15 protein-coding genes are annotated in these 14,382 nt (G+C 68.8%); 11 read left to right on the top strand and 4 right to left on the bottom strand.

The window, feature by feature from the left end:
- The first annotated feature begins 19 nt into the window (after positions 1-19).
- The 4 genes from TFU_RS09305 to glgX all read left to right on the top strand — a co-directional run bounded on the left by TFU_RS09305 (position 20) and on the right by glgX (position 4,153).
- Positions 20-223, top strand: a complete 204-nt coding sequence (locus TFU_RS09305) for a hypothetical protein (RefSeq protein ID WP_016188877.1) — start codon at positions 20-22, stop codon at positions 221-223.
- The gene (locus tag TFU_RS09310; RefSeq protein WP_016188878.1) at positions 220-912 is read left to right on the top strand and encodes a phosphoadenylyl-sulfate reductase; all 693 of its coding nucleotides are present in this window, start codon (positions 220-222) and stop codon (positions 910-912) included. Before TFU_RS09305 ends, TFU_RS09310 begins: the two co-directional genes overlap by 4 nt.
- Positions 894-1,676, top strand: coding sequence for a sirohydrochlorin chelatase (locus tag TFU_RS09315; protein WP_370491959.1), 783 nt, complete (start codon positions 894-896; stop codon positions 1,674-1,676). The genes TFU_RS09310 and TFU_RS09315 overlap by 19 nt, the downstream gene beginning before the upstream one ends.
- Positions 1,677-2,035: 359 nt before the next feature.
- Positions 2,036-4,153, top strand: a complete 2,118-nt coding sequence (gene glgX, locus TFU_RS09320; RefSeq protein WP_196794338.1) for a glycogen debranching protein GlgX — start codon at positions 2,036-2,038, stop codon at positions 4,151-4,153.
- Between the two features lie 130 nt (positions 4,154-4,283).
- Here the strand turns inward: glgX and TFU_RS09325 are convergent, their stop codons facing one another.
- Positions 4,284-4,679, bottom strand: a complete 396-nt coding sequence (locus TFU_RS09325; protein WP_016188881.1) for a hypothetical protein — start codon at positions 4,677-4,679, stop codon at positions 4,284-4,286.
- 161 nt (positions 4,680-4,840) lie between these two features.
- Here TFU_RS09325 and msrB point away from each other — a divergent pair, with 161 nt between their 5' ends.
- From msrB to pssA, 3 genes are all read left to right on the top strand, one after another.
- Positions 4,841-5,263, top strand: coding sequence for a peptide-methionine (R)-S-oxide reductase MsrB (msrB, locus tag TFU_RS09330; RefSeq protein ID WP_011292317.1), 423 nt, complete (start codon positions 4,841-4,843; stop codon positions 5,261-5,263).
- Positions 5,264-5,327: 64 nt separating this feature from the next.
- Positions 5,328-5,981, top strand: coding sequence for a phosphatidylserine decarboxylase (locus tag TFU_RS09335; RefSeq protein ID WP_011292318.1), 654 nt, complete (start codon positions 5,328-5,330; stop codon positions 5,979-5,981).
- A gap of 4 nt (positions 5,982-5,985) precedes the next feature.
- On the top strand, positions 5,986-6,738 hold the full coding sequence (gene pssA / locus TFU_RS09340) for a CDP-diacylglycerol--serine O-phosphatidyltransferase (RefSeq protein ID WP_081430420.1): 753 nt from the start codon (positions 5,986-5,988) through the stop codon (positions 6,736-6,738).
- A gap of 84 nt (positions 6,739-6,822) precedes the next feature.
- Here the strand turns inward: pssA and hemQ are convergent, their stop codons facing one another.
- Together hemQ and hemG are read right to left on the bottom strand one after the other, a co-directional pair.
- Positions 6,823-7,464, bottom strand: coding sequence for a hydrogen peroxide-dependent heme synthase (gene hemQ, locus TFU_RS09345; RefSeq protein ID WP_370492668.1), 642 nt, complete (start codon positions 7,462-7,464; stop codon positions 6,823-6,825).
- Between the two features lie 56 nt (positions 7,465-7,520).
- Positions 7,521-8,954: a protoporphyrinogen oxidase gene (hemG, locus tag TFU_RS09350; protein WP_011292321.1), complete on the bottom strand. Its 1,434-nt coding sequence runs from the start codon at positions 8,952-8,954 to the stop codon at positions 7,521-7,523.
- A 126-nt stretch (positions 8,955-9,080) separates the two neighbouring features.
- Here hemG and TFU_RS09355 point away from each other — a divergent pair, with 126 nt between their 5' ends.
- Positions 9,081-10,061, top strand: a complete 981-nt coding sequence (locus TFU_RS09355) for a DUF4349 domain-containing protein (protein ID WP_041428116.1) — start codon at positions 9,081-9,083, stop codon at positions 10,059-10,061.
- Positions 10,062-10,115: 54 nt separating this feature from the next.
- Here TFU_RS09355 and hemE read toward each other — a convergent pair whose 3' ends face one another.
- Positions 10,116-11,075: a uroporphyrinogen decarboxylase gene (hemE, locus tag TFU_RS09360; protein WP_016188885.1), complete on the bottom strand. Its 960-nt coding sequence runs from the start codon at positions 11,073-11,075 to the stop codon at positions 10,116-10,118.
- A 236-nt stretch (positions 11,076-11,311) separates the two neighbouring features.
- On the opposite strand from hemE, the gene TFU_RS09365 reads away from it, so the two are divergent.
- The 3 genes from TFU_RS09365 to TFU_RS09375 all read left to right on the top strand — a co-directional run bounded on the left by TFU_RS09365 (position 11,312) and on the right by TFU_RS09375 (position 14,279).
- Positions 11,312-11,893: a DUF3000 domain-containing protein gene (locus tag TFU_RS09365; RefSeq protein ID WP_011292324.1), complete on the top strand. Its 582-nt coding sequence runs from the start codon at positions 11,312-11,314 to the stop codon at positions 11,891-11,893.
- Positions 11,894-11,987: 94 nt separating this feature from the next.
- A complete protein-coding gene (locus TFU_RS09370) occupies positions 11,988-13,259 on the top strand; it encodes an HRDC domain-containing protein (RefSeq protein ID WP_016188886.1) in 1,272 nt (423 codons plus the stop codon).
- Positions 13,260-13,529: 270 nt separating this feature from the next.
- Positions 13,530-14,279 (top strand): tetratricopeptide repeat protein, encoded by a 750-nt coding sequence (locus tag TFU_RS09375; RefSeq protein ID WP_370491963.1) that lies wholly within the window; start codon positions 13,530-13,532, stop codon positions 14,277-14,279.
- Positions 14,280-14,382: the final 103 nt, after the last annotated feature.

Raw genomic sequence — 14,382 nt, forward strand, 5'->3', positions numbered from 1 at the left:
CCACGGAAAGGGAACGCCGGTGAGTGAGCGCGCTGTCCCCTTCTACTGCCCCTACTGCGGGGACGAAGACCTCCGGCCGCACGAGGGCGACGGCACCCGGGGCCAAGGCTATCCGTGGGTCTGCGGCTCGTGCGCCCGAGTCTTCCGCCTCTCCTTCGTCGGGCTCCACGCCGCGGCGTTCCCCCCTTCCACTACGACGCCGACCGGGGAGGAGCAGCGTTGAACATCACGGCCGACGGCGCGGCGTTCGCCGCTGAGGCTGCCGCCCGCCTGGAAGAAGCCAGCGCCACCGAGATCATCCAGTGGGCCGCCGACACGTTCGGCGACCGGCTGTGCCTGACCGCGTCGATGGCGGACGCCGTCATGGTGGACCTGGTCTCGAAAGTAGTCCCGGGCATCGACGTGATCTTCCTGGACACCGGCTACCACTTCCCGGAGACGCTGGGGACCCGCGACGCGGTCGCGCAGACCTACCCGATCAACCTGATCACGGTCACCCCCAGCCGGACCGTAGCGGAACAGGATCGCGACCTCGGTCCCCGGCTGTACGCCCGCAACCCCGACCTCTGCTGCTACCTGCGCAAAGTAGAGCCGCTGCAGCGGGCGTTGCAGTCCTACGACGCCTGGCTGACCGGGCTGCGCCGCGACGAGGCGGTGACCCGCCGCACCGTGGGGGTCGTGCAGTGGGACGCCCGCAAGAAGAAGATCAAAGTCAATCCGATCGCCCGCTGGACCCAAGAGCAGGTGGACTCCTACATCGCTGAGCACGGGGTGCTCGTCAACCCGCTGCAGGACGACGGCTACCCCTCGATCGGGTGTGCGCCGTGCACTCAGCGGGTGCCGGAAGGCGCCGACCCCCGCAGCGGTCGCTGGGCGGGAACAGGGAAAGTCGAATGCGGTCTCCACAGTTGAACAGCGCCCCGGCCGGGATCCCGCTTGTCGCGGTCGCCCACGGCAGCGCTGACCCGCGGGCGGCAGCCACCGTGGAAGCGCTCTTCGCCCGGGTGCGGCACCAGCGTCCGGACCTGGACGTGCGGGTGAGCTATCTCGACCACGTTGCTCCCCCGCCAGACGAGGTTTTGGCTGCGCTCGCCGCGGAAGGAGCGAGGGAAGTCGTGGTGCTGCCGACCCTGTTGACGGCCGCCTACCACAGCAAAGTGGACTTGCCCCGCGTCCTGGAGCGGGTGCGTGCCGACTCTCCGTGGCTCCGGATCCGCTACGCCACCACCCTCGGCCCGCACCCTCTCCTGTTGGATGCGCTCGAACGGCGTCTCGCGGAGGCGGGGGCCACAGCCAACCCAGACACGGCGGTGGTGCTGGCCGCTGCCGGGTCGAGCGACCCGCACGCCAACGCCGTGGTCGCCGCGGCAGCTCGCGACCTGGCTGCCCGCGGTCCGTGGCGTGAGGTGCGGACCGCGTTCGCGTCCGCGGCCCGCCCGTCCCTCGCCGAAGCGGTGGAGGAGCTGCGCACGGCGGGCGCCCAGCGCGTAGCAGTCGCCAGCTACCTGCTGGCGGAAGGCTTCTTCGCGGACCGGGTACGGACCCACTGCACGGCTGCGGGGGCACAGATCGTCTCCGCTCCTCTCGGGGACTGCCCGGAGCTCGCTGCGGTGGTGCTGCACCGTTACGACGAAGCGCTCCGCGCCGCACCCGTGTCCGAATCAGCCGCCCCGTAGCAGCATCTCCTCTCGGGGCATCCGGGTGTGCAGCACCGGGTGCCCCGCTTCTGTTTCCGGCTCATAGCGGGGCTGCTGCTCGCGTTCCCGGACGTGGTGCGGCTTCGGACAGCTTCTGCTGCCTCACGGGACGGTGTCCAGCCTCAACGGCGCAGCCCAGCGCCACCGGACTGCGCTGCCAGAGCTCGCTCCTGTTCGCGGATATTTCCGATGATGTGGCACGCCTGAGGGTACTAGGACCCACACGAGTCCCCACAGGACGAAAGGGGGTGCCGACGCCCAGTCAAGGCATAGACCTCCGCGAGAGCGGAACAACGCTTCTGTCCGAGTCCACACAGCGCAGAAGGGCGCCGATGCCCATGGTGGAAGTCTGGCCTGGTCACGCGTATCCGCTCGGGGCGACCTACGACGGGTCCGGAACCAACTTCTCGCTTTTCTCCGAAGTCGCGACCGGGGTAGAACTCTGCCTGTTCGACGACGACGGGGCGGAGACTCGGGTTCCGCTCACCGAACAGGACGGCCACGTCTGGCACGGCTACCTGCCGACGGTGGGTCCCGGACAGCGGTACGGATACCGCGTCCACGGACCTTACGATCCGGAACGTGGCCTCCGCTGCAACCCCAACAAGCTCCTCGTCGACCCCTACGCCAAGGCCATCGACGGGCAGATTCACTGGCACGAGTCCCTCTTCGACTACCACTTTGCCGACCCTGGCCGGGTCAACAACCACGACAGCGCCCCCTACGTCCCCACCTGCGTCGTCGTCAGCCCGTTCTTCGACTGGGGGGCCGAACAGCACCCCAACATCCCCTACCACGAGACGGTCATCTACGAGGCCCACGTCCGCGGGATGACCATCCGCCACCCCGACGTGCCGCCGCCGCTCCGCGGCACCTACGCCGGAATGGCGCACCCCGCCATCATCGAGCACCTTCTCTCCCTGGGCGTCACCGCGGTGGAGCTCATGCCGATCCACCACTTCCTGCCGGAGCACGCCCTGGTCGCCCGAGGGCTCACCAACTATTGGGGCTACAACACCCTGGCGTTCTTCGCGCCGCACAGCGGATACGCCGCCACCGGGACCCGGGGCCATCAAGTCCAGGAGTTCAAAACCATGGTCAAGGCCCTCCACCAGGCGGGGATCGAAGTCATCCTCGACGTGGTGTACAACCACACCGCGGAAGGCGACCACATGGGCCCCGCCCTGTCCCTGCGCGGCATCGACAACCTCGCCTACTACCGGGTGCGGGAAGACAATCCGCGCTACTACCTGGACTACACCGGCTGCGGCAACAGCCTCAACGTGCGCCACCCGCACTCGCTGCAGCTCATCATGGACTCGCTGCGCTACTGGGTGCTCGACATGCACGTCGACGGTTTCCGCTTTGACCTCGCCGCCGCCCTCGCCCGGGAGTTCCACGACGTGGACCGGCTCAGCACATTCTTCGACATTGTCCAGCAGGACCCGGTCATCTCCCAGGTCAAGCTCATTGCCGAACCGTGGGACGTGGGCCCCGGCGGCTACCAGGTCGGTAACTTCCCGCCCCTGTGGACCGAGTGGAACGGGAAATACCGCGACACTGTCCGCGACTTCTGGCGGGGCTACCCCGTACTGCCGGAGCTCGCCTCCCGCATCTCCGGCTCCTCCGACCTCTACCAGGCCGACGGGCGCCGCCCCGTGGCTTCCATCAACTTCGTCACCTGCCACGACGGCTTCACCTTGGCCGACCTCGTCTCCTACGACCGCAAACACAACGAAGCCAACGGGGAGGACAACCGGGACGGCACCGACGACAACCGCTCGTGGAACCACGGCACGGAAGGCCCCACCACCGACTCTGCCATCGCCACGCTGCGCCGCCGCCAGATGCGCAACATGCTGACCACGCTCATGCTCAGCCAAGGCGTGCCCATGCTCTCCCACGGCGACGAGATCGGCCGTACCCAACACGGCAACAACAACGCCTACTGCCAGGACAACCCCATCTCCTGGGTGGACTGGGAGCTCGCCCGCCGCAACGCCGACCTGCTCGACTTTGTGCGCACCCTGTCCCGGCTGCGCCGGGAGCACCCGGTGTTCCGGCGTCGCCGCTTCTTCCAGGGGGCCCTCCCCGGGCGGGGCAAGCAGCGCGACATCGCCTGGCTGCGCCCGGACGGCACGCTCATGGAGGATGCCGACTGGGGGCGGGGGTGGCGCGCCCTCGGCGTGTTCCTCAACGGCGACGCGATCACCGAGCCGGACCGGATGGGCCGCCGGATCCGCGACGACTCGTTCCTCCTCCTGCTCAACGCGGGGATCAACGACGTGCAGTTCACCCTGCCCGGTCCCAGCTACAGCGCGGCGTGGGAGACGGTGGTCGACACGGCCGACCCTGAGGTGGCCGGCCGCCCCTACTTGCCCGCCGGCAGCGACGTCACCGTGATCGACCGGTCGTTCCTGGTGCTCAAGGGGGTGACGAAAGCCCTGCCCTCCTGAACCTGCGCGGCGGCTGGAAGGCAGCGGAAAACCCGGGATCCGTCCTGCCCGCCGCAGCGTCTGACCGGATAGCGCGCGGACCGCGACAGGGCGGGCTGGAGAGGACGGCTCCGGCCCGTCCCGTCCGTTCTCACTCTGCGGTGCTGCGTCTTCCGCGGCGCCGACGCAGCTCTCCTCGCACGGGAACCAGTGCCACGGCGAAGAGCGCGCTGACGAGGACTGCGCTCAGCAGCGCGGGGATCAGATCCCCGGAGGTGCTGGCCCACGCAGCGAGGGCTTCAGCGGTCAGCAGTGCCGCAGCCACAGCCACGACGCTGAACGCCATCAGGATGAGCATCAGGCGGCCATCGGACATCGGGTACCGGTGTGTCCAGTCCAGCGACGTCAGCCACGCCTTGATGCTCCGCTTCCGGGGCGCGGCCCCGCGGTTCTTGGCCCGCCTGGGATGTGCGGCGCGCTGCCGGATACGTGCTCCCTTGGCAGGCGAGCGGCGGCGGCCCACCGCTTGCCGGTGTGCGACGGACATGCCCACCTCCGTACTCTCGTTCGGCGGGCCGCTACCCGACCACCCCCGACCAAGAACCTCCCACATATGAAGAAAAGGGACATGAAGCTCTAGAAATCCCTTTACGTTCCTCAGAGGTGGAAACCGGTAAAGAATCCTGGGAAGGGGTAGCGTCATTACCCATGAGCGAACAGAATCCACCGGTCCAGCGATCCGAAGAAGAATGGCGGGCGATCCTCGACCCTGAAGCGTTTGCCGTACTCCGCCTCGGTGCCACAGAACCACCGTGGAGCGGCGAATACGTGTCGACGACAGCCCAGGGCGTCTACCGCTGCCGGGCCTGCGGGGCGGAACTCTTCCGTTCCGAACACAAATTCGACGCCCAGTGCGGGTGGCCGAGCTTCTATGATCCTGTAGACAGTTCCGCGGTGACCCTGCACGAGGATCTCTCCCACGGCATGGTGCGCACCGAGGTCCGCTGTGCCCGATGCGGCTCCCACCTGGGACATGTCTTCTACGGGGAGGGTTATCCCACCCCTACCGATGCCCGTTACTGCATCAACTCCATCGCTTTGACGTTGGAAGCAGAGGACACAGTGGAATAGCATCCTTCTTCATGTCACCCCTCCCCTTACCCCTGTGGAACATCTCTGACGAAGGTTCTCCCCTATGACCCCCAAGCGTCATCCAGCCGGACCACGACGGCTGGTTCCGCGGATGGCTCGCGGCTCCGCCCCCTGGCTGCTTCCCGCCTTCACTGCCGCGGGTCTGGCCGTACTTACGAGCCGGGGTTCGCGAACGCGCAAGGCGCTCGCAGTCCCCGTAGTAGCCCTGGCGGCGGGGATGGCCTGGTTTTTCCGTGACCCCGACCGTGGCCCCGCGAGTGGTCGCTTTCTCTCCGCCGCCGACGGTGTCGTCCAGAGCGTCGATCCACTGCCCGATGGCAGGACCCGGATCGCGGTGTTCATGAACCCCCTGAACGTTCACGTGAACCGGGCTCCGATCGCCGGTGTGGTCACCGGGGTCGAACACCGTCCCGGCGGCTTCCTCCCGGCCTTCGACAAGGACAGCGAACGTAATGAACGCGTCATCTGGACCTTCGACACCGAAGTGGGCGAAGTCACGGTCATCCAGATCGCTGGGGCGATGGTCCGCCGCATCGTCCCGTATCACCCGGTCGGTGCGAAGGTCGAGCAGGGTGAGAGAATCGGTCTCATCCGCTTCGGTTCTCGAGTCGACGTCTACCTCCCCCCGGGCATTGCGCCTGCGGTGGAGGTCGGACAGAAGGTCCGCGCCGGCGAAACCCGCCTCGACCGCGACTAATCCGGTGACCGCACCACCGGATACGGCGGTTCGGACGGAACCGCGCCTCTCCGTAGCCGACTGTCTCACACTCGGCAATGCGCTGTGCGGGTTCATGGCGGTCTGCCAGCTCGTCACCGCACAGCTCGCGCACACCGCGTCCGGTGCCCTGGGACCGCTGCCCCGCGAAGCGGTCACGATGCCCATCATCCTGCTGCTGGGTGCGGCAGCCTTCGACCTGTTCGACGGGAGGGTGGCGCGCCGGCTCGGCGGCAGCGCAATGGGCGCCGAGCTCGACAACCTGGCCGACGTGATCAGCTTCGGGTTCGCCCCGGCGTTCTTCGTGGTCACCTGGGGTGCTTTCACCCACTCCGCTGGTTCGGTGCTGGTGCTTGTGGTCGCGGCGGCAGTCCTGCTGGCGGTCGTGGTCCGGTTGGCCCGGTTCTCCTGCCAGTCTCCCGGGGACCGCCACTTCACCGGCCTGCCCAGCCCGTTCGGTGCGATGACGGTGATCGTCATCGTGCTGCTGCACCCGCCGGTGTACGTGGGGAGCCTCGCGATCCTCGTGGTGGCCTGGCTGATGGTCAGTTCGATCCGCTACCCCAAGCCCCGCGGCCGGTCGGCCTACACCGTTGTGGCGTCTCTCGTGGGAGGCGCGGGATGCCTGGTGGCGTGGGCGATGGACGCTCCTGGCGGGCTCCTGCTGCTCTACTCCAGCGCGCTGTTGATGCTGCTCGTGCTGGTCTTGGCACCGATGTCGCTGCGGCGGCGCCCCTGACCGGACGGTTTCTGGGGTGCGGCGTCTCCGCCTCGAAGGCGGAGGCGCCGCACAGCCAGGAACGGGGCGGGACGGCCGCCTCGACTAGGGCAGGGCCTCCACCAGTTCCGCGACGCTCTTGCGCTTGCCCGTGAAGAACGGGATCTCCAGGCGGGTGTGCCGGCGGGCTTGGGCGGCACGCAGCGCCCGCACCAGGTCAACGATGCGGTGCAGTTCGTTGGCTTCGAAGCCGAGCAGCCACTCGTAGTCGCTCAGCCCGAAAGTGGACACGGTGTTCGCGCGCACGTCCGGGAAGGGTGCGGCCATCCGGCCGTGCTCGGCGAGCATCTGACGGCGCTCCTCTTCCGGCAGCAGGTACCACTCGTAGGACCGCACGAAGGGATAGACGCACAGGTATTCGCGCGGTTCCTCCCCGGCCAGGAAGGCGGGGACGTGGCCCCGGTTGAACTCCGCCGGACGGTGGATGCCGATCGCCGACCACACCGGGGTGCTGGCCCGGCCCAAGGCGGTGCGGCGGAAGTCGGCGTAGATCGTCTGGAGCTGTTCCGGGGTGTCCGCGATCCACCAGAACATGACGTCGGCGTCGGCGCGGAAGCCCTGCACGTCGTAGACGCCCCGGGTGGCAGTGCCTTTCTCCGCGGCCGCGTCCAGCAAGCCGGTCAGTTCGTCTCCGGCAGCGGCGCGGTCCAGCGCGGTGATGTCGCCGATCCGGAACACCGACCACATGGTGTAGCGGATCAGCTTGTTGAGTTCCTCAACGTCGGGAGTGGTGGTTTCCGTACTCACCTGTGACTCCTTTGTCCTCCGGTTGTGTGAGTGATACGGCGCGCGGCCTCTTCAGCACTGCTGAGGCACGCGGGGATACCCACGCCGTTGTAGACGGCGCCGCACACGGCGAGCCCGTCGATACCGTCCAGGGCCGACCGGATCCGGGCGACCCGATCGCGGTGGCCCACCGTGTACTGGGGGAGTCCGGCGTTCCAGCGGGTGACGTGGCTGTCCACTGGCGGTCCGGACACCCCGCACAGGTCTGCAAGGTCGCTGGTGGCCCGGGCCACCAGCGTGTCGTCGTCGTAGTCCACGACTGCGTCGTCGCCGAACCGGCCGAGCGAGCAGCGCAGCAGCACAATCTCTTCCCCCGGGTTGGCGTCGCGCAGCTCCGCGGCGAGCCACGGCCACTTCACACTGCTGAAGGTCACCGCTTTGATGGTGCGGCCTTCCACGCTGGGCACCAGGAATCCGCTGGCGGTAGGCGGGGCGGGGAACGCGGAGAGCGGGTAGGCGAGGGTGACCACGGCCATGCTCGCGTAGCGGACACCGCCCAGTTCCACTGCGGCGCTCGGGGCGATCGTGCGCAGCAGGCGTGCCGCCTCCGGCGCGGGGCAGGCCAGCACGACCGCGTCGGCATCGACCGTTTCGGCAGGCGGGTCGCCCACGGCCAGTTGCCACCCCTGCTCGGTGCGGCGCAGGTCCCGGGCCGGGGTGGCGGTCCGGACGGTGACGCCTGGCTGTGCGGCAAGGGCGTCGATCAGGGTGGCCAGGCCGCCGCGCAAGGTGGCGAAGAGCGGAGGCGGTGGCTCTGCGGTCGGGCGGGCGGTCCGGGAGTGTGTGTCGCGTGCGATCGCTGCCAGGGACCGCTGGGTGCGGGCGGCCGAGGCGAGCTGCGGCAGGGTGGCGTCCAGGGACAGTTGGTCGGCGCGGCCCGCGTAGACACCGCCCAAGAGCGGTTCCACGAGACGGTCGACGGTTTCGCGGCCCATCCGGATCCCGATGTAGGTGGCGACCGGGACGTCCGCCTTGACGGGGGTGGCGGGCCAGACGAGGTCGCGGGCGGCGCGCAGCACGCCGAGCGGGGAGAGCACCCCGCTGCGGGCTAGGGCCGCGAAGTCGCTGGGCACTCCCATGACATGGCCTTCCGGGAAGTCCCGGAGCTTGCCGCGACTGTAGATCTGCGAGGTCACGGTTCCTGGGTGGGTGACCCGCTCGGTGAGACCGAGTTCGTCAATGAGGGAGAGCGCCTCGGGACGGCGGGCCAGGACTGCTTCCGCGCCGACGTCGGCGGAGACCCCTGCGACTTTCTCCACCGCGAGTTTGCCGCCGGGCCGTGCCGCGGCTTCCAGCACGGTGACGCGGTGTCCGCTGCGGGCGAGCCGGTGTGCGACGGCCAGACCGGACACGCCGCCACCGACCACCACGGTGTGTGGTGTGGTGTCCATGCCGCCAGCTTCCCAGATACTTTTAGAAGCCTTGCACCACCCCCCGTTTCCAAGCGGCTACCCCGTGACCGTTATGTGACCAGATGACCAGGAACCTCCGGGGCTGTGGGGGTCGTCACACCAGCCATGAGCACCAACGTGTCCCCCCGGCCGCGGCAGCGCCGCAGGGGTGCCGCATCGATCGTCACGCTGTTTGCCGCCCTGCTCCTGGCAGGGTGTGCCTCCTCCAACCTGGCCGGGGACTCGGCCGGTGAAGTCCCCGCTGTCGCAGAGCCCGCCGACGCCGCTCCGGAAGCGCTTCCGGCGGACACGGACGGCCTGCTCGTGCTCCCCCCCGACCAGCGGATGGTGGTCCACTCCGCGTCCATGAGCCTCCTCGTCGAGGATGTCGACGAGGCTGCCGCGGAAGTCAAAGAGTGGGTCCGGCAGGCCGGCGGGTACGTCGCCTCCGAGACGGCGAATGCGGCGTCCGGACGCAACCCGCAAGTACGGCTGAGCCTGCGGGTGCCGGTCGACTCCTATGAGGAGGCGCTCAACGCGTTCGCCGCGCTGGGGACCCGGCAGAGTCTGGAGCGGAGCGTCACGGACGTCACCGAAGAGGTCGCTGACGTCGACAGTCGGGTGGCTTCCGCGGAAAAGTCCGTGGCGCGGTTGCAGGAGCTGCTGGACGAGGCGGACACGATCAGCGACATTCTGGAGATCGAGGAGCAGATCAGCTCCCGCCAAGCCGAGTTGGAGGCCATGCAGGCGCGGCAGCGGGTCCTGGCCGATCAGACCTCGTATGCCACGGTGGACGTGGAGTTGAGGCTGCCCTCTTCAGCGGTCCCCGTGGACGACGGCGACTCCCCCGGCTTCGTCGGGGGTCTTGCTGCGGGCTGGCGCGCTCTGCTGACCGTGGTGGACGTGGTCGTCGTGGTCATCGGCTGGCTGCTGCTGTTCACCGTGGTGGCTGCGGCGGCCGCCGTGCCCGTGGTGTGGCTGCGCCGTCGGCGCTCCCGACGCAAGGAAGACACCGCAGCAGGTACGGGCACGGACACACCGGTTACCCATGAGCCTTCCGCAGCCCAGGAACAGGATCCAGCCGCCCCTGGCCAAGACCGGGACTAGCCCCGTGCCCGTCCGGCCGTTTCGGACGGGCACGCACTGGGCTTCTTCGTGGTCTCAGTTCGCGGTCTGCGTGTGGACGTACTCCACCAGCCGCTCTAGGACTGCCGGGTCGGTGGTGGGAAGCACTCCGTGGCCGAGGTTGAACACGTGGCCTTCGGCGGCCTTGGCGCGGGCCAAGACGTCGTCGGTGCGTTCCGCGACCACGCTCCACGGGGCGAACAGCACCGCCGGGTCGAGGTTCCCCTGGAGTGCGGTGTGGGGACGGACCCGTCGCGCTGCCTGGTCGAGCGGCACCCGCCAGTCCACGCCCACCACGTCGGCACCGGCCTCGCTAAGCAATCCCAGCAGCTCGCCGGTGCCGACCCCGAAGTGGATGCGGGGCACGTCGAACTCGGCGAGCTGGGCGAAGATCCACGAGGAGTAGGGCAGGACGTTGGCCCGGTAGTCCTCCGCGCTGAGCGCTCCCACCCAGGAGTCGAACAGCTGCACGGCGCTGGCCCCCGCGGCGATCTGCACCCGCAGGAATTCCAAGGTGATGGCGGACAGCCGCCGCATCAGTTCAGTCCATACCTCGGGCGCGCCGTACATCAAGGCCTTGGTGTGCTCGTGGTGCCGGGAGGGCCCGCCTTCAATCAGGTAGGAGGCGAGCGTGAACGGCCCTCCGGCAAACCCGATGAGTGGACGGCTGCCGAGTTCCCGCACCAGTTCGCGGATCGCCTCGGTTACGTACGGCACGTCGTCGGGTTCGAGGCCACGCAGCCGCCGAGTGGCGGCAAGGTCGCGGATCGGCTCGGCGACGACCGGGCCGACGCCGGGTTTGATGTCGAGGTCGACGCCGATGGCCTTGAGCGGGACCATGATGTCGCTGAAGAAGATCGCGGCGTCGACGTTGTACCGGCGCACCGGCTGCAAGGTGATCTCGACGATCATGTCCGGCCGGGCGCAGGCTTCCAGCATGGGCACGCCTTCGCGGAGCTTCCGGTACTCCGGCAGGGAGCGTCCGGCCTGGCGCATGAACCATACCGGGGTGTGCGGGACGGGCTGCCTGCGGCAGGCCCGGAGAAAAGCAGAGTCTTGTAGCGTCACACTTCTGATCGTGCCATGCTCTCTGAGTGACCGCGCGGCATGTCCCAAGATCATCACGAAACTCCGACACGCCGGCAAAAACTTCCAGGAGCTGCCAGGAGTCGTGACACTGTCGTCAGTGTGCTCTTTCCGGTGACCCGAAAAGATTAAGGCTGAACTTCCACATGCCCCCTCACAGTAGGTCTGATGAGGCTCCGCCCGCGTTCCTGCGGGCAGTGCAGAGTCTGCACACCCGAACGGTGCGGCCTGAGATCGTGGTGGAGGACATTCCTGCGCCGCGGCGCCTTGCCCCGTATACGGTCGCAATGGCGGCGACGGTGCACACCGACGAGGGGGACGCGGCGTTCGGACGGTTGATCGTGCTGTACGACCCGGAGGAGTCCCGAGGCTGGCCGGGGCCGTTCCGGATGGTGGCCTATGTGAGCGCCGAACTGGAACCGGACTTGTCAGGGGACCCGCTGCTCGGCCAGGTGGCCTGGAGTTGGCTGACCGAGGCCCTGGAGGCGCAGGGCGCGGACCATCGCGCACTGAGCGGGACGGTCACCCGCGCCACCACGGAGGGCTTCGGCCTCAAAGCGGGGGAGCCCACGACGACGGAGGTGGAGGTCCGGGCTTCGTGGACGCCGACGGAGGCCGAAGACCTGTCCGCGCACCGGGCCGCCTGGCTGGATCTGCTGTCCGTTGCCGCCGGACTCCCCCCGGTGGATGTGACGGATATCTCTCGCAGGGCGCGTTCTGATGCTTGACGGTTAGGGTGGGGCTTGTACGGCCCCGCCTCGGCCGGGGCTTGTCGGTTGGGGCGGCCCCCAGGCGGCAGCGGGGAGCACATACCGTAGGGGTGTGGCGAACGTGCTGAACTCCAAGACCGAAGAAAGCCCCGATCCTGAGTCCACTGCCTCAGAACAGACGCCTGAAGCTCCCCTGCTGAGCGAGCCCAGAGACGGGATTCCCCCGGTCGTCGCCGACGATGAGGAACTGGCACGCGTGGCCGCCAAGTTCGCCGCGGGCAGCGGGCCGGTCGCGGTGGACGCCGAACGCGCCTCGGGATACCGCTACGGACAGCGCGCCTACCTGGTCCAACTACGCCGGGCCGGGGCCGGCACGGCGCTGATCGACCCGGTGGCCTGTCCTGATCTGTCGGTGTTGCGGGACGCGGTCGGCGACGCCGAGATGGTGCTGCACGCGGCCCACCAGGACCTGCCCTGTCTCACCGAAGTGCACCTGCGCCCGCGGCGCTTGTTCGACACCGAGTTGGCCGGGCGGCTGCTCGGCTACCAGCGGGTCGGCTTGGGTGCCATGGTGGAGCGGGTCCTGGGCGTCCGGCTCGCTAAAGAGCATGCTGCGGTGGACTGGTCGACCCGGCCGCTGCCGGAGGACTGGCTGCGCTATGCCGCGCTGGATGTCGAGGTCCTCATCGAGCTGCGGGACGCGTTGGAAGCTGAACTGGCTGAGACGGGCAAGCTGGAGTGGGCACGCCAGGAGTTCGCGGCGGTACTGGCCGCTCCGCCGAAAGAGCCGCGTCCTGATCCGTGGCGGCGCACTTCGGGGATCCACCGGGTCCGCAGCCAGCGCGGCTTGGGTGTGGTTCGGGAACTGTGGCTGGAACGCGACCGGATTGCCCGGGAGCGCGACCTGTCTCCGGGCCGGGTGCTGCAAGACTCGGCGATCGTGGAGGCCGCCCTGGCCATGCCCAGGACCCCGCAGGAGTTGACCGCGATCAAAACGTTCACGGTCCGCCTGGCCCGCCGCTATGTCCCGGTGTGGCTCAAAGCCATCAACCGGGTGCGGGACATGAAACCGGCGGAGCTGCCCCAGCCGAGTCCGCCAGGCTACGGGCCCCCGCCCACGAACCGGTGGGCCGACCGGGATCCAGCCGCGGCGCGGCGGCTCGAGGCGGCGCGTTCCGTGGTCGCGGAGATCGCGGAGCGGGTGGGCATGCCGACGGAGAACCTGCTGCAGCCGGATGCGGTCCGCCGTCTCGCCTGGTCGCCGCCGAGCCAGGTCAGTGTCGACTCGGTGGCCGAGCACCTGCGCACGCACCAGGCCCGTGACTGGCAGATCGAGTTGACTGCGGCTGCGCTGGCCGAGGCGCTGCGTGCCGCGGACCGTTGAGGCGCAGCACTTGAGGTGACCAACCCCATAGCCGGTGGCGGACTGTTTCGGGTACCGTGCACCCCAGACACATGATGTTATTGAACCGTGTCTGTTCTGGAGCTGAAGAGAAATATTCGCACGGTTCTCAGCAGACTGGCGTCCCTGGTTTTCTCGTGGTTCTCAGCCGTTCGGCGGGCAGTGTCGTGCGGTTCCCCTACCGCTCCTCCTGGCCTTCCCGCCGGAGGGGAGGACATTGACGCAGCGGAACAGACCGCGGCTTTGGAGCGCGTGCTGACCGAATGTGCTCAGCGGCACGGCGAGGAGCATCCGGACACCATTGCTGCGCGCAACAACCTTGCCGGCCGGTATGCCGCTACTGGGCGGCGCGATATCGCCGTCACCGAGTTCGAACGGGCGTTAAGCGACGCGGTCCGGACGCTTGGCGAGCACCACGTGCTGGCCGAGGTCGTCCGGGAGAACCTCGCCGTGTGCCACGAGGATGCCGACCGTTTCGGCGACGCCGCGCACCATTGGCAACAGCTCGTAGCGCAGCGGGCTGCGCGGCTGGGTCGGCATCACCCGGACACGCTGCTGGCCCGGGCCCGGCTCGCGGTGGCGTGCCGGCGTGCCGGACGGCTACGCGAGGCAGCCGACCACTACCGTGACGTCCTGCAGCATTCGGCGGCGTTCTCCGCGGAGGATGTGGAGGCGTGGCGGTTGGGCTTGGCCCGGACGTTGCGGCGGATGGGTCAGGACGACGAGTGCCGGGCACAGCTCCGGCTGGTGGTGGCCCAGCGCCGCCTCCGCCTCGGTGTGCGGCATCCGCGCACGCTGGCCGTCCACTACCAGTTGGGGTTGTCGTATGCACGGTCCGGCCGTCCCGAGGAGGCGGTGCGGGTCCTGCGCGAGGTCTACCGCCACTGCCTCGCTGCAGTGGGAGATCCGGAGGTGCGCCGGCTGGCGCTGCAGGTGCGCCGTGAGCTGGCAGCGGCGTACCGTGCCGCGGGACGTCCTCAGGCGGTAGCGGCACTGCGCTGACTCCGCTGCGGTGTCCCGGTCTGCGGCTGCGGTGGGCAACGCCGCGGGTTACTGCGGAGTATTCCCCGGAAGGCGGCTTTCTCCTATACTCGCAGCATTAGTT

It is taken from the genome of Thermobifida fusca YX, from assembly GCF_000012405.1.
Taxonomy (GTDB): domain Bacteria; phylum Actinomycetota; class Actinomycetes; order Streptosporangiales; family Streptosporangiaceae; genus Thermobifida; species Thermobifida fusca.

Bases quoted from the DNA above. Each gene is read 5' to 3' on its own strand.
- hemQ (WP_370492668.1), bottom strand. From the start codon at position 7,464: ATGTGGTCGGTGTTCCGGATCGGCGACATCACCGCGCTGGACCGCGCC.
- hemE (WP_016188885.1), bottom strand. From the start codon at position 11,075: ATGCGCCAGGCCGGACGCTCCCTGCCGGAGTACCGGAAGCTCCGCGAA.
- msrB (WP_011292317.1), top strand. From the start codon at position 4,841: ATGAGCGAACAGAATCCACCGGTCCAGCGATCCGAAGAAGAATGGCGG.
- TFU_RS09355 (WP_041428116.1), top strand. From the start codon at position 9,081: ATGAGCACCAACGTGTCCCCCCGGCCGCGGCAGCGCCGCAGGGGTGCC.
- glgX (WP_196794338.1), top strand. From the start codon at position 2,036: ATGGTGGAAGTCTGGCCTGGTCACGCGTATCCGCTCGGGGCGACCTAC.
- TFU_RS09325 (WP_016188881.1), bottom strand. From the start codon at position 4,679: ATGTCCGTCGCACACCGGCAAGCGGTGGGCCGCCGCCGCTCGCCTGCC.
- hemG (WP_011292321.1), bottom strand. From the start codon at position 8,954: ATGGACACCACACCACACACCGTGGTGGTCGGTGGCGGCGTGTCCGGT.
- TFU_RS09315 (WP_370491959.1), top strand. From the start codon at position 894: ATGCGGTCTCCACAGTTGAACAGCGCCCCGGCCGGGATCCCGCTTGTC.
- TFU_RS09365 (WP_011292324.1), top strand. From the start codon at position 11,312: ATGCCCCCTCACAGTAGGTCTGATGAGGCTCCGCCCGCGTTCCTGCGG.
- TFU_RS09335 (WP_011292318.1), top strand. From the start codon at position 5,328: ATGACCCCCAAGCGTCATCCAGCCGGACCACGACGGCTGGTTCCGCGG.